Source organism: Flammeovirga pectinis, from assembly GCF_003970675.1.
GTDB lineage: Bacteria > Bacteroidota > Bacteroidia > Cytophagales > Flammeovirgaceae > Flammeovirga > Flammeovirga pectinis.
Genome location: NZ_CP034562.1, coordinates 3,954,940 through 3,975,868 on the forward strand (window position 1 = coordinate 3,954,940; position 20,929 = coordinate 3,975,868).

Below are 20,929 nucleotides of genomic sequence, written 5' to 3' on the forward strand. Positions count from 1 at the left end.
TAAATACGTATTTAATTTACTTCAACTTAAACCATACAACTACTTTGTTATTCTTTTAAAAAAATTAGTTCTCGTTTTCTGTAAAACGATTCTGAAAAATTAGAATAAAAGCAACGCCAAGAAAAATTGCTGAGTCTGCAATATTAAATACAGGACTAAAAAACAGAAAATGATCTCCACCTAAAGCAGGAATCCAAGAAGGAAAATTCCCTTCAACCATTGGGAAATATAACATATCAATTACTTGCCCATGGAACCAAGGTGTTGAAGACCCCGGAATAACGTTCCCTTCTATCAAAACACCATAGAAAATACTATCCACAGCATTACCTATTGCCCCACCTAATATCATAGAAATACAAACTAAGAAACCTAAATGAGTAGTATCCTTTTTATACAGTGAATAAATTGCATAAACAATACCTCCAGAAGCTAGAATTCTAAAAAGTGTTAGTAATAGCTTTCCATATTCATTCCCAAACTGCATTCCAAAAGCCATACCTGGGTTTAATAGGTAATGTAATCTAAACCAATCTCCTATTACATGCACCTCTCCTAGAGTACCCATTTCCATAAAATTATGGACCAATAGTTTACTTAATTGGTCTATAGCAATTACAAATATGGCAACACTATATATTGTTGTTAGGCTTAATTTTTTTGTATTTCCCATCGGTTTTTTACTCCGTAATTTTCTAATTATGTATTCTTTTATTCTCTAGATTAAAATCTACTCCAAAAATAAGGTGTGAAGATAATCATTACTGTAAACAGTTCAAGTCTACCTAGCAACATTAAAAATGATAATATCCATTTTGCAGCATCTGGTAAGTGTGCAAAATTATCTACCGGACCAACAGTACCAATACCTGGGCCGATATTCCCTAAAGACGTTGCAACTGCTCCTAAAGAAGTCATTAAGTCAACACCTAAAGCAGACATTACTAATATACCCAATCCAAAGATCAATAAATAGGCCATAATAAAAGCAAGAACATTAAATGTAATCCCTTCTTTAATTGCTTTTTTATTAAACCTTACAGGAATAATTGCTGTGGGGTGTAATTGTCTTTTTAATTCTATGAATGAATTTTTAAATAAAATGATATGTCGAACAATCTTTACACCACCGGCAGTAGACCCTGCCATACCACCACAAAACATTAATACAAATATTATCATGGTTGCAAAAGGTGCCCACGCTGTATAATCAGCAGAAACATATCCCGTTGTCGTTATAATTGATACAACCTGAAACAGTGCATCTCTAAAAGATTTCTCGATAGTTAAATCAGAAGAAAAAGCAACAACACCACCAATTGCAAGAGACGCTGATATAATAATTCCTGCATAATAACGAAACTCCTCATTGGTCCAAATAGCTTTGAACATTCTTTTAAACAAAAAGTAGTTCAACGTAAAGTTAGTACCTGCCAAAATCATAAATACAATAAGTATATATTGAATGTATGGAGACATTGATGCAGCACTATCGTTATAAGTAGAAAAACCACCTGTTGCCATTGTAGTTAATGCATGGTTTATAGCATCATAGAAGTTCATTCCCCCTGTCATCAAAAGGATTGTTTCTATACCTGTTAAACCAGCATACACCCACCACAAACGTTTGGCTGTTTCTTTTATTCTTGGTTGTAATTTATCTGGAGATATTCCGGGAGCTTCGGCTACAAATAATTGCATACCACCAATTCCTAAAAACGGTAATACAGCAACTGCCAAAACTATAATCCCCATTCCCCCAATCCATTGGGTTAAGCTTCTCCAAAATAAAATACCTTTACCAACAGATTCAATATCTGTTAGAATTGACGCTCCTGTTGTAGAATATCCTGAAATTGTTTCGAAATATGCATTTGTAAGCGATGGATTTTCTAGGCTAAAAAGATAAGGTAAACTTCCAAAAAATGCCATTACCGTCCACCCAAGCGACACAATAATATAACCATCCTTTTTCTTAATTTCCTTTTTATATCCTTTACGTTCGCCATAGAACATAATTAAACCTCCAGAAAGCACAGTTATTAACCCTGCTTCTGTAAGTGCCCACCAATCACCATCTCCAAAATAAAAAGAAAAGGGTAAACAAGTAAACATAAAGATTCCATTCAGAAGAATTAGAATCCCCATAATTCTAGCAATCAGTCCAATATTGAAATGATTTTTACGCTGTACGTAGTCTGCCATCTTAAAATTTCTTTATTAACGGAAGAAAGCTTCCACTTTAGAGATACATTCAGGTCGTGTAAGTACCACAGCCCTATCATATGGTTCAAATTGGAAATCACCCTTAGGAATATATGCTTTTCCTTTACGGATTGCCCCTCCAATAATTGCCGACTTAGGGAAACCTAAATCTTTCAACTCTTTTTTAGTAACAGGAGAATTTTCATTCACCACAAATTCTAAAACTTCAGCATCCACGCCATGAACGTTTGTTAAAGAAATAATTTCTCCTCTTCTGATATATCTAAAAATAAAGCTTGCTGCAATAAGTTTTTTATTAATTAAAGTATCCACACCCATATTTTGAGATAAATGAATATAATCCATATTCTCTACTAAGGCAATCGTTTTCTGAACACCGTGTTTCTTTGCAACTAGAGATGTAATAATATTTGTCTCTGAGTCGCCAGTAACTGCAATAAAAGCATCAGCAGTATCAATTCCTTCTTCCTCTAAAAGATCTACGTTTCTACCATCGCCATGTATAACTAATGTATTTGGAAGTTCCTCTGCCAATTCTATTGCTTTGTCTCTATCCTTTTCTATTAATACAACATTATATTTATGACTTAATGATCTAGCGGCATAAAAACCAACTTTACCACCACCAAGAATTATCAAACGCTTAATTTTCTTTGATAATTTTTTACCTGTAAGCTGAAGAACACTTTCTACACCTTCTGGCTTAGCAATATAATATACATGGTCTCCAAGTTGAAAGCGAGTATCTCCTCTTGGAATTAATGTTTCATCATTTCTAAGAATAGCTACTGTTAAGAACTTAAAGTCTTTATTTAAATAAGTAGTTTCTTCTAAAGTCTTACCGCAAAGAGGTTTTTCTTCATCAATAGTAATACCTATTAGAGAAAGTAAACCTTTTTCGAACTCAAAAGTATCTGTAATTGCGGCTTCTTTTAGTAATCTTTTAATTTCCTTTGTTGCTAACAACTGTGGCGAAATCATTTCATCTACACCCATTCTACGCATATCTAATATATCTCTAGAATGTAGGAGTTCACTGTTATTTATACGCGCAATAGTCCTCTTAGCACCTAATCTTTTTGCTACCATGGCAGTTATAAGATTGGTTTCTTCAGATGAGGTTACAGAAATAAGCATGTCAGACTTGCTTACTTTTGCTTCTTCTAAAACAGAAAAAGAAGTAGACGAACCTTTAACTGTAGCAACGTCAATATGATTTGCCGCATGATTAAGACTTTCTTCGTCTGTATCGATAAGAGTTATATCGTGATCTTCGTGTGCGAGTAGTTTTCCTAAGTGGAACCCTACATCTCCAGCACCAGCGATTATGATTTTCACAGTTATTTACACTTTGATGTTAGAATCAACTTTTCCAATGTTATGGAAATATTAAGGCAAATATAGTCTGATTTTTTGTTTACAAGCAATTTTTAACCTTCTGCCCAATTATCTCTGTCCAAACTTCTGTACTGAATTGCCTCTGCAATGTGCTCTGCAAGTATCTTTTCACTACCTGCAAGGTCTGCAATTGTTCTAGAAACCTTTAAAATCCTATCATAAGCACGTGCAGAAAGACCTAACCTGTCCATTGCTGCTTTTAGAAGATTTTTTCCTAAAGGATCTAAACCGCATATTTTTTTTACAACCTGAGAAGGCATCATGGCATTACAATGTACAGTTGTAGACTGATCTGTAAAACGTTCTTTCTGAATTTCTCTCGCTTTTATTACTCTTTCACGAATTTCTTGGCTGCTTTCTGCTTCTTTTGTCTCTGTCATTTGATCAAAAGAAACAGGCGTTACCTCAACATGTAAATCTATTCTATCCAATAAAGGTCCACTTACTTTATTTAAATAACGTTGTACTGCTCCTGGAGGGCAAATACAATCTTTTTCTGGATGGTTATGGTATCCACATGGACATGGGTTCATACTTGCTATAAGCATAAAGTTAGCGGGAAAATCAACAGACATTTTAGCTCTTGAGATTGTTACCTGTCTTTCTTCTAGTGGCTGTCTCATTACTTCCAGTACCGTTCTTTTAAATTCAGGTAACTCATCTAAAAATAAAACCCCATTATGCGATAATGATATTTCTCCTGGTTGTGGAATTCCACCTCCACCTACTAGAGCAACATCACTAATAGTATGATGCGGAGATCTAAAAGGTCTTGTAGATATTAGATGAGCATTTTCTTCTAATTTTCCAGCTACAGAATGTATTTTAGTTGTTTCTAGAGATTCTTGTAATGTCAATGAGGGCAATATGGTTGCTAGTCTTTTTGCTAACATTGTTTTACCAGCACCTGGAGGTCCAATCATAATCACATTATGTCCACCTGCAGCTGCAATTTCTAATGCCCTTTTCATATTCTCCTGTCCTTGAACCTGAGAAAAGTCAACTTCATAATCATTTAAAGTATCTGAAAACAGCTCTCTTGTATCAATTTTTAAAGGAGTAATTTCCTTATCACCTTGAACAAACTCAATAGCTTCTAATAAACTTTCTACGGCAATAACATCAAGATTATTTACGATAGCAGCTTCCTTAGCATTTTCTTTTGGGAGGATAAATCCTTTAAAACCCTTTTTTCTAGCTTCTATAGCTATGGGTAAAGCTCCTTTAATAGGACGTAATTTACCGTCTAAAGAAAGCTCTCCTAAAATCACATAATTGTCCAATTCTTTAGCTCCAATTTGTTCAGATGCCTGAAGAATAGACAACGCAATGGGTAAATCAAAGGCAGCTCCTTCTTTTTTAACAGAGGCAGGTGCTAAATTTACCAAAACCTTTTGTCTTGGAATTACATAACCAAAATGTTTTACAGCAGATTCTACACGGTGCTCACTTTCTTTAATAGCACTATCTGGCATTCCCACCACGTATAGATTTTTTCCGTTAAGTACATTTACTTCAATCTCTATGAGCGTAGCATCTACTCCATAGACTGAACTTCCATAAGTTTTAGAAATCATAGTTGTTGTTGAATCGTTTTAGCGAAAGTATAATTTTATAAAGATAAACCATCATCATCGTCAATTGCTTGACTTTCTGTTTCCGAAGATTCATCTGTAGTAATAACTGGAGGTGCATATAACCTCCTAAGTGTTGCTCTAAGATTAGATAATGCAACTTTAGCATCTTTATACAAAGGATCGATGTCTAAAGCTTTTTCAAAATCTTTTTTAGCTTCTGTATAATTTTTAAAGAAATATTGTTGTGTTAAACCCAGCTCATACCATAATTCTTTTATTTCAGGATCTAATTTTAATCCTTCTAAAAATACTCTATTGGCTTCTAAAGGCAATCTCTTTTTTCTATAAAGTCTTCCTAATTCTTTAGATGATTTCCAATAAGTAGGTTTTTCTTTTAAAATAGTTTGATGAATTACAATAGCACTATCAATAAGCCCTTCTGATGCTAATAAATAGGCATTCTCATAATTAATTGCTGTTGATTTTAACTGTAATCCCATAGCAATAGTTAAAGTCTCTTTTGCTAAAGGTATATTTTTTGATTTAATCGATTGCTCTATTATCCCAACATAAGACATTGTATCTGTTGGTAAGATCTCAATAGATTTTCTGTAATTTTTTAATGAGCGTGCAAAGTCTCCTTTCAATGCATACGACTTTCCAATAGACCTGTAAGTCATGTTATTCTGAGGAACTTCTAATATAGAAGACTTTAAGTAAAATAAAGCACTATCAGGTTGCTCTAAATTATTAAAAGAAGCACCAATAAACGTTTTTAAATGAGGATGCTTATAGCCTAAACGTATTGCTTTTTCTCCATTCAAAATTGCACTCCTCATATTCCCTAAAAAATAATGAGAAGACGCACTTAAGAAGTAAAACTCTCCATTTGTACTATCTATTTGTATTGCTTTTTCAGCATTCTCTAAAGCACTACCGTATTCTTTCTTACGAAGTTGAACTGAACCTCTAGAAAAGTACAATGCAGGATTATCAGGATCGTTCGAAACCAATTTATCCAAGAATGATAACTGCTTATCAAAAAATTCATCTTCATGAGCTGTAGCATCAACAAGGCCCTCTAAGGTATCTTGTTCTTTTTGGCAACCAAAAGATGAAATCAGGATAAATATTAATATATAATGGTACTTCGACATTTTTACACCTTAAATCGTTTATTACTTTGGAGATTGTAAAAATTGAGAAAAGTTTTTGATTTTAAAATTGATCGCATAAAAAAAAGCTCACTTTGGGGAAGAAGTGAGCTTTTCTTTTTGATAAAGTAATGATTATGAAAGTTTATTTTCTCTCTTTCTGAGAACACTTAACTCTTTCTTCAATTCTTCACCTTTATTTCTTTCAGTAACCAATTCTCTACGAACCTGCATTTCTCTTTCTTGAGCACGAGTTCTAAACTCGTCGTACTCACTTTCAATACTGTCGTGATCTTTTTTAATTGTTACTACTGCTTGATTATTTGCTTGGAATCTTATTAAAAAGACAATCAATACAATTACTAATACAGCAATTACAGTAAATGCTGTATAAAGTACAGAGTACTTTGGCATATCAATTCCCATCAATTGGATATAATCACCCAATTCAATAAGTCTGTCTTTCTCGCCTAAACGAGCTTCCATCTCTTTAACTTCTTGTTGTGCTTGGTCTGTCTCTAAACGAGCAGCTGCTGCATCTTTATAAGCTATTTGTAGAGAGTCATCTACAATAGACCAATAATCATTAAGCCATTCTTGCTTAATCATACGGTATTCTTTCCATCTACCACCTCTTTTTGACATATACGTGTATTTGCCATGAAGGGTATTGTCTACAGGTGCAGCTGGTTTAACAGCGGTTTTTGTTGTTTTCTGCGCCGTAGCAGTTGACGTAGAAGTGCTTGAACCTGCAGTTTCTTGTGCATATGTAGTAGAAAGACTAAATACAAATGCAATCGTTGTTACGAACCTAAATATTCTTTTTGACATGTTAGTAGGTATTTAAATACTATTCTATTTTACAAATATAGAAATAGAAAGCAAAAAAAAAGCTTTACCGAGAAGTTCAGTAAAGCTTTTTGTTGTCCGACCAGGTCTCGAACCTGGACTCTTCTGTACCAAAAACAGACGTGTTGCCAATTACACCATCGGACAAGATTTCAGAAAAACGTCTCGGTAGATTGTTGTCCGACCAGGTCTCGAACCTGGACTCTTCTGTACCAAAAACAGACGTGTTGCCAATTACACCATCGGACAATCTTTTTTTTGAGAACTATTTCTCTGAAATGCGATGCAAATGTATGTCGATTATTTTTATTCACCAAACTATTTGAAAAAATATTTCATAAACAAATCTTAATAAACAACCTTCGCATTACTATAATCATCTATACCCGTTTCTAATCTCTATATTAGATTTATTTACAAAACGCTGAATATCAGAAACATTATAATCTAAAAAGAACTGATTCTCTGTACCATCAAACATTTTAAGCTGTAATTGATACGTACCTACATACCCTAAATAAAAAATAAAAGATGCTGCTATAAATAAAGATAAACCTGTAAAAAGAGAAAGTGCTCCAGAACTTCCTGCTACTAAAGATAAAGGTCCGCAAATGCCTCCAATCAGAAGAGGTAAAATCAATTTCTTCTTTTTAAGATGTAAAGACTTTATATATTTTCTTTCGAATTTTCGGTGTGTGTTAGGTAGACTTACCTCTAAAAAAAGCGTAGAAAGTTTTAAGAAAAAATAAGTATCTAATTTACATTCAAGATCATCATTTTCAGAAATGTTAACCCAATTGTATAAATAACTATACGAGTAATAATACTTTTGAGTAGTAATTTCTTGTTCTGACAAGTTGAATTTTGATTCTTTATCTATATGTGTTTGATAAGATCGCAATGGCAATTTTCAAAGTTTCGTTTATAAATTATTAGTGCTTTCTCAATTTACGTTTAAGTTCAGTCTTTTTCTTCACATCTTTCTTTCTATTTTTACTTCAAACTTAATTTAAAGATATGCAAGACTTAAATTTGCCAAAATCTAAGGTGCGTTTAGAACAAAAAGAGGGTAAAACATATATTTTTGATCCAATCAGAAAAAAAATGTTGTTACTTACTCCAGAAGAATGGGTAAGGCAACAATTTTTACAGATGTTACTTTCCATGGGCATATCTAAAGGGTTAGTTGGTATTGAAGGTGGATTGAAAGTTAATAAAATTCAGAAAAGAGCCGATCTATTAATTTTTGATAGAGGAGGAGCTCCTTTTTTATTAATAGAATGTAAAGCACCTTCTATTAAATTGAGTAATGAAACTTTTAAACAAGTTGCCGCATATAATGCAACAATAAAAGCTCCTTACATTGGTATAACAAATGGCTTACAACATTATTTTTGTGCTATAAATTTCGAAAATTCTTCTTATGATTTTCTAAAAGAGATACCTTTACCGGAGTATGTTAAACAACATGATAAAAATTCGAATGATAAATAAAAGTCTATATACATTTCTGTTAATACCTCTATTTTTTAGTTGTGGCGTCAATAAAGAATCAGGCCCTCGTTTAGAGGTTACCATCCTTCAACCTAGAGTTGATCCTACAACGGCACAAGCTCTACTACTTAAAGGACAGAAATTTGTGTACGAAAGTAAAACTATAGGAGCAGATAAAGACAGCTATAAATGGGAAGTAGATAACCAAGTTATAGGTACTTCTTTACTTACTGACAGTATTTCTTATGATACCGAAGGTGTAAAACAAGCAAGATTTTCTGTTTCTAATGTAGCATTTGATGCTTATGCTGAAATAGAAGTATTAATTGTTAAATACATGGCCTTTTTTGATGACTTAACGCTTAGCGATAATTCATACTGGGTAGGAGACGCTACAGATGGTTCTTCAACTACTTTTACAACAGGTAATGTAGTTTTACCAAATACATCTCCAAAAGTAGATGGGGACAATTCAGATGATTTTTATAATTTCGGCTATTCAAATATCTCAGAATCGTCAGCTACCGATTATGAAAAATACGGTGCTTATCTTAGAGTACCATCTGGTAGTAATTATGGACTTGCTAGAATGAAGCAAAGCGACCCTACCATGAATCTTATTTTTGATACAGAACTATACCCTGTAAGTATTTCTATTGCAAATAGCCCACTAGTTGTTACAGCTGCAGAAACACTTTTTGAAAATGGTGATACATACATTTTAGAAATTCGCGGAATTAATAGTGCTAACGAACAAACTAAAGAACTTGCTAGTTTTACATTAATTACTGGAGGAGCTGAAAGTACAACAGCCGTAAATAAATGGACTAAATTAGACTTAGATACTTTAGGTAAAGTGAAAGGTTTAAATTTTACAATCAATTGTACTAAAAAAGATGAAGATACTGGAGCATTAGATCTAGAAGCTAAATTCTGTCTGGATAACTTATTATTAGTTGAATCTGAACAAAACTTCAACCCAAATTAAGATGCTTAAAATAGAAAATTTAGTAAAATCATTTACTACAGATAATGGCTCTCTCGATATAATAAAAGACATTTCTTTTACAATTAATCACGGTGAGTCTGTAGCTATTGTAGGCGCTTCTGGCTCAGGAAAGACTACATTATTAGGTTTAGCTGCTGGTTTAGATATTCCTACATCTGGAAAGGTTTTTATAGATGATGTAGACCTAACTTTATTATCAGAAGATGATAAAGCTGATGTTAGGAATCAAAAAATTGGTTTTATTTTCCAAAATTTCCAGCTTCTACCTTCACTAACTGCTTTAGAAAATGTAATGACCCCTCTAGAATTACAGGGCAAATCAAACATAAAAAAACATGCTCTTGATATATTAGAAGATGTTGGTTTAAAAGGAAGAGAAAAACATTACCCAACTCAGCTTTCTGGTGGCGAACAACAAAGAGTAGCCCTAGCTAGAGCATTTGTTAGCAATCCAAAAATTTTATTTGCAGATGAACCTACAGGTAATTTAGATGACAAAACAAGTGCTCATGTAGAAAACCTCCTTTTTAGAATGAATAAGGAAAATAACACAACACTAGTGATTGTTACACATGACCCTCTCTTAGCTAAAAAAGCAGATAGAGTAATTGTAGTAAAAGACGGAAAGATTAAGACTGATTAATTTTCTTCTTCTTTCCACTAATCAAATACACTCCTAAAAATATAAAGACAGCTGCTATTATTTGTACAGCTTTCAACTCTTCATTTAAGAAAAATACAGCTATAAAACCCGCTATCATTGGTTGAAAGTAAATATAAAAACTAGCAGTACTTGCATTCACAGTCTGCATAGCAATTGCATAGAACAGGTATGCTAAAAATGTATTTCCAATTACTACATAACTAATAGATAACCATATATGTGATGGAATCTCTACCCAATTGGTTTGTTCAACATCTTTCCAAGTAATTAATGCTACTATGGGTATTGCAAACAAAAACACCCACTTCATTAATGTAAAAGGATGATATTTAGCCAATAATGGTTTTGTAATTACTAAATAAATACTGTAAAAACAGGCGTTTATTAATACCATAATATCTCCTTCAACAGAGCCTGAATGGAAAGCGATACCATTTAAACCAATCATTAATACTGCACCACTAAGCCCTAAAGCAATACCTATTACTTTTTTAATGTTTACTTTTTCTTTAAGAAAAATAGCTGAACATATTAATACAATAACAGGAGAGGAGACTACAATTACAGATGCGTTTATTGAACTCGTTTTTGCTAATCCTTCAAAAAATATTAATTGATTAAAACAGGCTCCAAACATACCTGCAAAAAAAAGTCTTATATAATCTTTCTTGTCTGTTACTTTCTCTTTTACCGTAAAGGCATGCAATAAATAAAATAGAAATGCTCCACCTAAAATACGTAAAAATATAAAGGCTTTAGGCCCTATAAATTCGGGCATAGCAATTTTAGAAATTATAAAATTACATCCATAAATAACCGACGCCGCTAATAAAAAGAGGTGAGCCTGAATTTTAGATACTTTTTTCATTAATCTTCCAACTCAGCAAAAGGTTCAAACTTATCAAATACAAATTCTGTATGAGGCGCATCTTTCATTTCTGGTGTAAGATCTTGTCCAGCCCAATGTTCGTAATGTTTACCGTTTCTCCAAAGACGAGAGTTTGTCATATCATATATTTTACCTTTATAGGCAACCCATATTTCATCTTTATCTTCGCCGTTTCTTAATGCTAATTGTGCTCTAGTGTACTTTTCCATTATTATTTTACTAAAAAATAAATGGCTTTGTAGAACTACCACAAAGCCATTTTATTATATTCTTAAGGTCAAATTATTTGATTGGAACATTTACGTGACGTTCAGCATGATAAGATGAACGTACTAATGGGCCAGATTCAACATATTTGATACCTCTTTTTAAACCTTCTTCTCTAAAGAAATCAAATTTATCTGGGTGGATATACTCAATTACTTCATGGTGCATTTTTGTAGGCTGTAGGTACTGACCTAATGTCATAACATGAAGACCTCTTTCTGCAAGATCATCCATAATTTTAAACACTTGATCATCAGTTTCTCCTAAACCAAGCATAATACCTGTTTTAGAACGACGACCTTCATCTACAATACGTTTGATATGTTCTAGAGAACGCTCATAGTTTCCTTGCGGACGTACAGCACGGTACAGTTCTTTTACTGTTTCCATGTTGTGCGATATTACTTCTTGACCACCCTCGATCATTCTGTAAAGAGCATCCCAATTTTTACGTGTATCAGGAATAAGAGTTTCTATAGTAGTTGATGGAGATATTTTTTTAGTCTCAATTACTGTTTGATACCAAATTTCTGCACCTCTATCTTTTAACTCATCTCTGTTTACCGAAGTAATTACCGCATGTTTCACTTCCATCTTAAAGATGGCGTCAGCAACACGAGCAGGTTCTTCAGTATCGTACTCAGTTGGTCTACCTGTGGCTACTGCACAGAATGAACATCCACGTGTACATATATTTCCTAAAATCATAAAAGTCGCAGTACCTTCGCCCCAGCACTCACCCATGTTAGGGCAATTACCGCTTTGGCAAATTGTATTCAACTTATGCTGATCTACCAACTTACGTACGTTTGCATATTCTTTCCCGATAGGTAACTTCACACGCAACCAATCTGGCCTACGTTTAGGCTTTTCTTTTTTCTCCGAAGAGATTACTGGTAGTTCTATCATTTAATTTTTCGTTTTCGTTGTGATTCCCGATGATAATAAGAATCAGCTACAAATTTACGAACTAGATTTACAATAACGAAACGATGTGCAAAAAAGGATATATTTATCTTTTTTCGCTGATTATGTTAATTTTGAGTTGATTTAGTGTTTCATTTATCAATTTGTTTTGATTAGAATCTACTAAATGTTTGTTTTGCCAAATATTGTGATTACACACAATCTTCAAAATTTATAAAAAAAATAACAAGCGATGGAAAATTCAACAACTTCGGGCAGACCAAAGCAGAATATAACGATATACACAGAGGCTAATCCAAACCCTAATTCTATGAAATTCATGTTGAGTTTCATGTTATTAAAGGGAGGCGAAAGCTATGATTTCCCAAGTGTAAAAGAAGCAGAAGTTTCTCCTCTTGCAAAAGAGATTTTTGAGAAATTCGATATCGTAGATCGTATCTTCTACATGAGTAATTTTATTACTATTACTAAAAAAGACGATACTATTGCATGGATGGAGGTTATTCCTCAGTTTAAAGAATTTCTTTTAGAATACTTTGAGGCTGAAAAACCAATCTTTGAGGATGTTGACGAAACAATTATCGAAGCAGCAGACTCTGAAGCAATCAAAAAGATTAAAGGTGTTCTTGATGAATACATCAAACCTGCAGTAGAAATGGATGGAGGTGCTATCAAATTCCATTCTTTTGATGAAGAATCTGGTGTAGTAAAAGTATTGTTACAAGGTGCTTGTAGCGGTTGTCCATCATCAACATTTACTTTAAAAATGAGTATTGAAAACCTTCTTAAAAGAATGGTTCCTCAGGTAACTGAAGTAGTTGCAGAGGGTGTTTAATTACTTTTAAAGTATAAAAAGCTGTCTTAGAATGCATTATTTTAAGGCAGCTTTTTATTTTTTTCTTATTTAAGTTGGTTAAAATGCTAGTAGGTGAGTATCTATATTTAGTAATACTTGTTCATTTCAATACTTCGGTAATTTTTTCAAAATCCCTATAAAACATAAAAAGCTGTATTTTTGAAGTCCTACCAACAAAAAACAGCTAATTATGGAAAGCAGAGCTTTCATAGGACCAATATTATCAAAAATGTCTGACTTAAGAAAAAGTAAAGTCAACTTTTTAACAGAATGTTTTATACTCTTCTTGAGTATCAAGGGGAAAATTAATTTTCTTCAGTTATCAAGGTATGGTTCATATAGTGAAAAAACTTACCGAAATAATTTCGAATCAGGTTTTTCTTTTTCAGAATTTAATCATCATTTGATCAATGAACATTGTGGTGATGAAAAAATAATAGCTTTCGATCCTGTTTACCTCAGTAAAAGTGGTAAGAAAACCTATGGTTTAGGGAAATATTGGTCCGGATGTGCTGGTAAAGCTCAAAAAGGATTGGATTTATCAGGTATTGGAATTGTTGATGTAGAAAGTCGTAATGCCTTTCATTATGATGCAATCCAAACGCCTTCAATTACAGAATTAAAGGAGAAAGGCATGAGTTTAGTTGACCATTATGCATCCACTTTGCTTACACATAAAGAGCAATTATTGACGCATTCTAAGTATGTTGTAGCTGATGCTTATTTTGCAAAAGAAAAGTTTGTTCGACCATTAGATGAGGCTGGCTTTACTGTACTTAGTCGATTTAGAGGTGATATGAATGCAAGGTATTTATTTGAAGGACCAAAAACAGGAAAACGCGGTAGACCTAAAAAATTCAACGGAAAAGTAGACTGGAAAAATATTGATCTCGATATTTTTCAGTTAGAAGATGATACAGACTTATATTATTTGTACTCTGCAAAAATTTATAGCGTTGCTTTAAAAAGAGAAGTAATGATTGCACTTGTTCAATTTAAAAATCAAAAGCTCAAGCAAAAAATATTCTTTTCAACAGATCTAAATCAAGAGGCCTTCCAAATTTTCAATTATTACAGATTACGTTTTCACATAGAATTTCTTTTTCGAGATGCAAAACAGCATACAAGTCTTACAGGTTGTCAAGGAATAAGTAAAAATAAAATTCATTTTCATACTAATATGGCACTTACTTCTGTCTCAATTGCTAAGGCTTTTCATTGGATCAATCAAGAAAAAAAGGAAAGAGGACCCTTTTCAATGGCTAACATAAAAACACTCTATTTCAATGAGTTAATACTAAAAAAGATTTTTAGTGTATTTCGAATTGATGTAGATGTTGAAAAAAATAAACAGCAATTTGAGATGATTCGAAAATTAGGTCAAATTGCTGCTTGAAAAATATATTATTTTACCGAAGTATTGTCATTTAAAAGTTCTTCATAATTAAGAAAGTCTATCTCAATACGTGGGTTTTTATTTACATCATAGAAGTGATATGTAAATAAATTTTTCATTCCAATGTATTCATTCATTTTATGGAATCCATACATTACTCCATCATCTACACTTCTTCCTTTAAAAAATTCCTCTTCTAACTCAAATGCTTCTAACGGTGCATTCCAAGTTGTAGTTAGAATATATTTTTTATCAGATAACAACCCACTTCTTCCATAATTTAATTTAGGATTTAACTTAGATGATCTTCCATCTGATCCATAAAATTTTCCTTTCCCTTTTGTTATTACATCATCAAGGTATTTCTTAAAACTATTGGGCACAGAGAACCACCAGACAGGAGTATGATAAATAATAATATCTGCCCAACTTATCTTTTGTATTTCTTCTAAAATTGAGTACCCTTTTTCAATATTTGTTCTTTGAATAGCGAAATTTGTTTCCTTTTCAAAATAAGCTACCGTTAAATCAGAAATTGATTGATTTAATCTTCCTTCAGATTCTAGATAACTTTGCCCCGCATTAATATCCAAAATATTTTCCATTACTAGTTGTTTTATAATTAAAGCAATGTGTTCGCTAATGATTGCAACCTTATTGCTTAATGAATTTATTAATACAAAAATCGGTAAGAGAAGAATCATAAAATTGTATATTTTAAACATCTTGATAATAGGAGGATTGATTATCAATCAAATACTATTTTAAAAAGAAAAGCTTTAGCTATAAAATAAAAAAAGCATCGAGCTTTCACCCGATGCTTTTTACAGAAATATATTTCACTTATGATATTGCTATCTATTAATACTTTTTAGGCATTAATGTTTCATAAGGTTTCCCTTTTGGCTTTTTACCATCAACAATTGTCATTTCATTCACAATGTTTCCTGCACCATAAACTTTATCAATAATCCAAAGTACATAACGTACATCTACATTAATACAACGTTGTAAGTCTGGCTCAAAAGAAATATCGCCACTCATTGCTTCCCAGTTGCCATCAAATGCTAAACCAATCAATTCACCATTTCCGTTAATAACTGGAGAACCTGAGTTACCTCCTGTAATATCATTATTAGTAATAAAAGCGATACGTAATTCACCATTTTGATCTGCATATCTACCAAAATCTTTCTTTACTACACCATCTTTTACTGCTTTAGGCAGAATAAACTCATGGTTATTAGGATCTTCTTTTTCTAACAAACCTTTTGATGTAGTGTAATATGCATAGAACATTGCATCACCAGGAATATAATCGTTCACCTGTCCGTAAGTAAGACGCATGGTTGAATTTGCATTTGGATAGAACGATTTTGTTGGGTTCATTTCACGAATACCCTTTACGTACAATCTATTACCATCAGATACTTTTAACTCTGCTTCTTGTTCAGATTGAGCAACACCCATATATGCTTGGAAGAACTCGTTATGCAATTGTGTTAGCATATCTGCTTCATATCCTTCCATTGTTGGAGCATTAATAAATGCTTCCATTCTACCTTTATCTGTAAACACAGATGTAGTATATGCCTTTTCTACATAAGCTACATAGTCTCCATCAAACTCTCTATCTATTAATTCATAAATAGCAGGAACGGGTAAGTTTTTATTTTCCGGACGAGATAATACTTCTTTATATTTCTTTAATAATACTACAGCTAATTCTTTATCTGTTGCATAATCATAGTTTTTAAAGAAACCTTCTGCTTGGCTTAATGCTGCTTCTTTTGCCGCTTTTAACGATGCTTCTGATGTTTTTTCATCTGCTGCTTCTCCCACAAAACGAGCTGTTTTTCTTGCTTGCATAACAGCCTCCATACGGAAACCACCTTGTGTTAAAAGAACCATTGCTACACGGCCATCTCTTTTACCATCATAACCCTCTTTCAGCATTTCCGTTACATCTCCGTATTCTTTCTTTCTAGTTCCATCAGAAGCTACCCATTTATTAAATGTGCTTTCTTCTGCTTGTTTTTTCTCTATAACATGTTGGCGTTTTAAACCTTTGGTTTGCCCAATAAAGTATTTCCAATAATTTGCGGTTGATGCATATTTAGAAGCATATTGTAATCTTACTTTAGGATCTGCATCCATGTGCTTTCTCCATGTTTTTAAGATAGCATCACGCATTTCTACAAATAGTGGATTAAATACTTCTATTTGTTGCTTAACACCTTCAGAAGTTAAATAACGATCTGTTGATCCTGGATAACCCATAATCATAGCAAAATCATCTTTTTGAACTCCTTCAATAGAAACTGGTAAATGATGTTTAGGCTTGTAAGGAACGTTATCTTCTGAATATTTTGAAGGCTTGTTCTCCTTATTAGCATATACTCTAAAAATAGAGAAATCACCAGTATGACGAGGCCACATCCAGTTATCTGTATCTCCACCAAATTTACCTACAGCTTCAGGTGGGTTACCAACTAAGCGAATATCATCAAAACGTTCATAAACAAACATGTAAAACTCATTTCCTTCAAAAAATGACTTTACCGATACTTCGTAACTATCGTTATTTAATTCTTCTACTTTCGCAGCTTTAATTTCACCCATTACAGCTTGTGCTTTTTTAGCACGCTCTTCTCCTGTAAGGCCATCAAGCTCTTTGTTTACTTGAGCAGATACATCATCCATGCGTTGTAAAAAACGAACGAATAACCCGTCAATTGGCTTTTCTTGATCATGGCTTTTTGCAAAAAATCCATCTGTTAAGTAATCATTTTCTACAGTACTAACAGATTGAATACCTCCGTATCCACAATGGTGATTTGTAAAAATTAATCCTTGATCTGAAACAATTTCACCTGTACAAAAGCCACCAAAGTGGACTATTGCATCTTTTAGAGAGCTGTTATTTACAGAGTAAATTTCTTCTGCAGTAAGTTTTAAGCCTTCCTTCTTCATATCTACGTAATTTAAACGCGATACAAACATAGGAAGCCACATTCCTTCATCTAATGGTTTAGCGACACCATGATCTGAGGCAAATACTTGCGATGACATTATCAATGCAAGGATAAATAATAGACTTTTTCTCATTTCACTAGTATATGGTTAGTAAATAAATCTTATAATTCTAATACAATTCTACCAAAAACATAGCACTTATCACATTAGGTCCAAGATTTGCATTGTCTTATACTAAATTTATTCTACTAGATTAGGATAGATTAACTAAATAATACACAGTTAGCATCTTAAAATGCTAAATCAAGTGCAAACAAAAAGCACCTACTTTGTTATGACGAAATACAATCAATTACTCTTATTAGGTATAATTCTATTTTTATCCATAAATTTTAATTGTGGAGCTCAGAATTTTACAACGTATTTTGCCGATGGTAAAGCTGCATACGATCAGCAAAATTTCAACAAAGCAATTCAATTTTTTCAAAAAGCAAGACTACAAGGAAAAGAAACAATTGGAGATACGCACCCGGACTATATTTTAGATATAGAATATTTAGCTAAATCTTATCAAGGATTAAAAGATTTAGGTAATGCTAATATCTATTATATGTCACTTGAAAAACTGTTACAAAAATCCGGTAATACCATTTCTAAGAAGATGGGAGATACCCAAGAGATTATTGCTAGCAATAGTGTAATCATGAAAAATTTTGCTCAAGCAGATGTTTATTTTCAAAAGACATTAAGTACTAGAGAGAAAAAAGAAGGTAAAGATTCTAAAGAGTATACATTATCACTACATAAATATTCTCAGCTTTATCTTAAAGGCAGAAAATACAAAGAAGCAGAAGGTATGTATAGACAATTAGAGCCTTTAGCAGAAAAGAATTTAAAGGGAACTGCAGATCAAGCTAAAATTTTAGCAGAACTAGCAGAAGTATATTTAGCACTTAAAAGAGTTGATGAAGCTTCTATTCAATTAAGTATTAGTATTAGTGCTTATGAAAAAACAGATGCTCCTAAATCTAGCTATGTTCATCTGTACTTACAAGAGGCAAATTTATTAGAGAAAGCTGGTAAAAAAGAAGATGCCATTACTGCTTATTATAAATATATAGAGGTGCTAGAATCTGCATTTGGCATTAAAAATAAAAAGTATGCTACTGAGGTAGAGAGATTAGCCATTCATTTTGATGAAAAACTACATTCTCCAATGGATAGCTATAACATGATGAATAAAAAGTTAGCAGCTAATATTACTACCTATTCAGAGAATAGTTTACCAGCTGCTATTACCTACATCGAACTCGCTGAGATGGAGATTGATCAAAATAAGATTCCTTTAGCAGAAGAGCATACTGTAAAAGCATTAGAAATTTATACTGAATTAGGGAAAGTTAATTCTCCAGATGGAATTGCTGCATCTATTACACTAGCTAGGGTACATAGTATTCTTAAGAAAAATACAGAAGCAGAAGCAATGTATAAAAAAGCTATTGCTGATACTGAAAAGTATTTATCTACGGAGCATACTACATACGGTAAGTCTTTAGATAGTTTAGCTTTCTTCTTTATTGAACATAAAAGATTTGAAGAAGCAGAAAAAACTATTGATAAAGGATTAACTGCTAGAGAAAAGAGTGTAGGTAAACAACACATTGATTATGGTAACTCGTTGTATAGTTTATCTAAACTATATACTGCTCAAGATAGCTTAGAGAAAGCAGAAAAAGCACTTATTAGTGTAGCTAAAGTTAGAGAAGCATATTATGGAGCACTAACAGTAGAACATGCTACTTGTATTAAAGAGTTAGGAGATTTATATAAAGGAATGGGAGAGGAGCAACAAGTTAAGGCACTAAAAACATACCGCAGAGCAATTCATTTATTCGAAGGAATTGGATACAAAAAAAGTGCTATTGTTAAAGAAATCTACAATAGTATTGATGAAATAAATGCTAGGTAACTACTAGCTATTTTTTTGAATAAGGAGATAAAGACATGTGTTTTTATCTCTTTTTTTTTGATGAAAATTTAGCTAACTATATTTTTAAACAGAGCCAATAACAATGCACAGGCACTAGTATTATATTCTTGAGTTACCAAAGGTTTTTACTTTTACTTCTACATCAATTATTATCTTTTTCAAAAAGAGAGCTGTTGATTTAAGAATAAGCTACAGATAAAAAGACCTCCAGCTTAGAGAAAAATTAGACATAAAAAAACAGCACATCTCCATTTTAAAGATGCGCTGTTTTTATGTTTCTTGAAAGAATATCTAGGATTAACCTAAATAAGGTTTCAATGCTTTACTTCTTGAAGTATGACGAAGACGACGGATTGCTTTTTCTTTAATCTGACGTACACGTTCACGTGTTAAATTGAATTTTTCTCCAATTTCTTCCAATGTCATTGAGTGCTCACCGTTCAATCCGAAGTATAGTGTTATAACATCTGCCTCACGTTTAGTTAACGTAGAAAGGGCACGTTGTACTTCTTTACGTAGTGAATCATTCATCAATTCAGTATCAGGCTTTTCCTCCATGTCATTTTCTAACACGTCGTAAAGGTTATTTTCTTCACCTTGTACGAAAGGAGCATCCATTGATACATGACGACCAGAAATTTTCATAGTGTCAACAACTTCGTTAGTTGTTACATCTAAAACTTCTGCCAATTCATCTGGAGATGGCTCACGTTCATAACGTTGTTCCAATTCAGAGAAAGTTTTTGAAATCTTGTTCAAAGAACCTACTCTGTTCAATGGTAAACGTACAATACGTGATTGCTCTGCTAATGCTTGAAGAATAGATTGTCTAATCCACCATACAGCATAAGAGATAAACTTAAAACCACGAGTTTCGTCGAAACGTTGGGCAGCTTTAATTAAACCCAAGTTACCTTCGTTAATCAAGTCACCTAAAGAAAGTCCCTGATTTTGATACTGCTTAGCTACAGAAACTACGAAACGTAAGTTCGCTTTCGTTAATTTCTCTAACGCAATTTGATCGCCCTCACGAATTTGTTTTGCAAGAGTTACTTCTTCATCAGGTGTTAGCAGGTCAACCTTACCAATTTCTTGTAAGTATTTGTCCAGCGATTGTGACTCCCTGTTCGTGATCTGTTTACTGATCTTGAGTTGTCTCATCCGTTCTTTTTTGCCATTGTTAAGATTTTATCATCAAACCGATATATAATATAACGTATTTAGACGACAAAAACATTTATATCGAGGTGATTATAA

Annotated in this window: 19 protein-coding genes and 2 tRNA genes; 6 read left to right on the top strand and 15 right to left on the bottom strand. The window is 32.8% G+C overall.

What is annotated here, in order from left to right:
* Positions 1-64: 64 nt before the first annotated feature.
* The 9 genes from EI427_RS16020 to EI427_RS16060 all read right to left on the bottom strand — a co-directional run bounded on the left by EI427_RS16020 (position 65) and on the right by EI427_RS16060 (position 8,060).
* A complete protein-coding gene (locus EI427_RS16020) occupies positions 65-673 on the bottom strand; it encodes a lipoprotein signal peptidase (protein ID WP_126616615.1) in 609 nt (202 codons plus the stop codon).
* A 50-nt stretch (positions 674-723) separates the two neighbouring features.
* Positions 724-2,205 (bottom strand): TrkH family potassium uptake protein, encoded by a 1,482-nt coding sequence (locus tag EI427_RS16025; RefSeq protein ID WP_126616617.1) that lies wholly within the window; start codon positions 2,203-2,205, stop codon positions 724-726.
* Positions 2,206-2,220: 15 nt separating this feature from the next.
* Positions 2,221-3,564: a Trk system potassium transporter TrkA gene (trkA, locus tag EI427_RS16030; RefSeq protein WP_126616619.1), complete on the bottom strand. Its 1,344-nt coding sequence runs from the start codon at positions 3,562-3,564 to the stop codon at positions 2,221-2,223.
* A 92-nt stretch (positions 3,565-3,656) separates the two neighbouring features.
* Positions 3,657-5,201 (bottom strand): YifB family Mg chelatase-like AAA ATPase, encoded by a 1,545-nt coding sequence (locus tag EI427_RS16035; RefSeq protein WP_126616621.1) that lies wholly within the window; start codon positions 5,199-5,201, stop codon positions 3,657-3,659.
* 35 nt (positions 5,202-5,236) lie between these two features.
* Entirely contained in the window at positions 5,237-6,358 is a 1,122-nt protein-coding gene (locus EI427_RS16040; RefSeq protein ID WP_126616623.1) for a tetratricopeptide repeat protein, read from the bottom strand.
* A gap of 132 nt (positions 6,359-6,490) precedes the next feature.
* On the bottom strand, positions 6,491-7,186 hold the full coding sequence (locus EI427_RS16045) for a hypothetical protein (protein ID WP_126616625.1): 696 nt from the start codon (positions 7,184-7,186) through the stop codon (positions 6,491-6,493).
* 92 nt (positions 7,187-7,278) lie between these two features.
* Positions 7,279-7,351, bottom strand: a tRNA-Gln gene (locus EI427_RS16050).
* A gap of 29 nt (positions 7,352-7,380) precedes the next feature.
* Positions 7,381-7,453, bottom strand: a tRNA-Gln gene (locus EI427_RS16055).
* 127 nt (positions 7,454-7,580) lie between these two features.
* Entirely contained in the window at positions 7,581-8,060 is a 480-nt protein-coding gene (locus EI427_RS16060; RefSeq protein ID WP_126616627.1) for a hypothetical protein, read from the bottom strand.
* A gap of 161 nt (positions 8,061-8,221) precedes the next feature.
* On the opposite strand from EI427_RS16060, the gene EI427_RS16065 reads away from it, so the two are divergent.
* Genes EI427_RS16065 through EI427_RS16075 form a run of 3 tightly spaced genes read left to right on the top strand, consistent with a single transcriptional unit; the run spans position 8,222 to position 10,350 of the window.
* Positions 8,222-8,698 carry a type I restriction enzyme HsdR N-terminal domain-containing protein gene (locus EI427_RS16065; protein WP_126616629.1) on the top strand — a complete coding sequence of 159 codons (477 nt, stop codon included), beginning with the start codon at positions 8,222-8,224 and terminating at the stop codon, positions 8,696-8,698.
* Positions 8,688-9,686: a DUF4465 domain-containing protein gene (locus EI427_RS16070; protein WP_170178501.1), complete on the top strand. Its 999-nt coding sequence runs from the start codon at positions 8,688-8,690 to the stop codon at positions 9,684-9,686. The genes EI427_RS16065 and EI427_RS16070 overlap by 11 nt, the downstream gene beginning before the upstream one ends.
* 1 nt (position 9,687) lies before the next feature.
* Entirely contained in the window at positions 9,688-10,350 is a 663-nt protein-coding gene (locus EI427_RS16075; RefSeq protein WP_126616633.1) for an ABC transporter ATP-binding protein, read from the top strand.
* On the opposite strand, the gene EI427_RS16080 is transcribed toward EI427_RS16075, so the two are convergent.
* The 3 genes from EI427_RS16080 to lipA all read right to left on the bottom strand — a co-directional run bounded on the left by EI427_RS16080 (position 10,337) and on the right by lipA (position 12,436).
* The gene (locus EI427_RS16080) at positions 10,337-11,239 is read right to left on the bottom strand and encodes a DMT family transporter (RefSeq protein WP_126616635.1); all 903 of its coding nucleotides are present in this window, start codon (positions 11,237-11,239) and stop codon (positions 10,337-10,339) included. The genes EI427_RS16075 and EI427_RS16080 overlap by 14 nt on opposite strands.
* On the bottom strand, positions 11,239-11,469 hold the full coding sequence (locus tag EI427_RS16085) for a cytochrome b5 domain-containing protein (protein WP_126616637.1): 231 nt from the start codon (positions 11,467-11,469) through the stop codon (positions 11,239-11,241). Before EI427_RS16085 ends, EI427_RS16080 begins: the two co-directional genes overlap by 1 nt.
* Before the next feature lie 73 nt (positions 11,470-11,542).
* Positions 11,543-12,436, bottom strand: a complete 894-nt coding sequence (gene lipA, locus EI427_RS16090) for a lipoyl synthase (RefSeq protein WP_126616639.1) — start codon at positions 12,434-12,436, stop codon at positions 11,543-11,545.
* Between the two features lie 250 nt (positions 12,437-12,686).
* Between lipA and EI427_RS16095 the strand changes: the two genes are divergently transcribed.
* Together EI427_RS16095 and EI427_RS16100 are read left to right on the top strand one after the other, a co-directional pair.
* Positions 12,687-13,289, top strand: a complete 603-nt coding sequence (locus EI427_RS16095; RefSeq protein ID WP_126616641.1) for a NifU family protein — start codon at positions 12,687-12,689, stop codon at positions 13,287-13,289.
* 211 nt (positions 13,290-13,500) lie between these two features.
* On the top strand, positions 13,501-14,706 hold the full coding sequence (locus EI427_RS16100) for a transposase (RefSeq protein WP_126613266.1): 1,206 nt from the start codon (positions 13,501-13,503) through the stop codon (positions 14,704-14,706).
* A gap of 8 nt (positions 14,707-14,714) precedes the next feature.
* Here EI427_RS16100 and EI427_RS16105 read toward each other — a convergent pair whose 3' ends face one another.
* Together EI427_RS16105 and EI427_RS16110 are read right to left on the bottom strand one after the other, a co-directional pair.
* Positions 14,715-15,311, bottom strand: a complete 597-nt coding sequence (locus EI427_RS16105) for an NAD(P)H-dependent oxidoreductase (protein ID WP_126616643.1) — start codon at positions 15,309-15,311, stop codon at positions 14,715-14,717.
* A gap of 256 nt (positions 15,312-15,567) precedes the next feature.
* Entirely contained in the window at positions 15,568-17,814 is a 2,247-nt protein-coding gene (locus tag EI427_RS16110) for a S46 family peptidase (protein WP_240655319.1), read from the bottom strand.
* 202 nt (positions 17,815-18,016) lie between these two features.
* On the opposite strand from EI427_RS16110, the gene EI427_RS16115 reads away from it, so the two are divergent.
* Positions 18,017-19,651 (top strand): tetratricopeptide repeat protein, encoded by a 1,635-nt coding sequence (locus EI427_RS16115; RefSeq protein WP_170178502.1) that lies wholly within the window; start codon positions 18,017-18,019, stop codon positions 19,649-19,651.
* Positions 19,652-19,969: 318 nt separating this feature from the next.
* Here the strand turns inward: EI427_RS16115 and EI427_RS16120 are convergent, their stop codons facing one another.
* Entirely contained in the window at positions 19,970-20,833 is an 864-nt protein-coding gene (locus EI427_RS16120) for a sigma-70 family RNA polymerase sigma factor (RefSeq protein ID WP_044207596.1), read from the bottom strand.
* Positions 20,834-20,929: the final 96 nt, after the last annotated feature.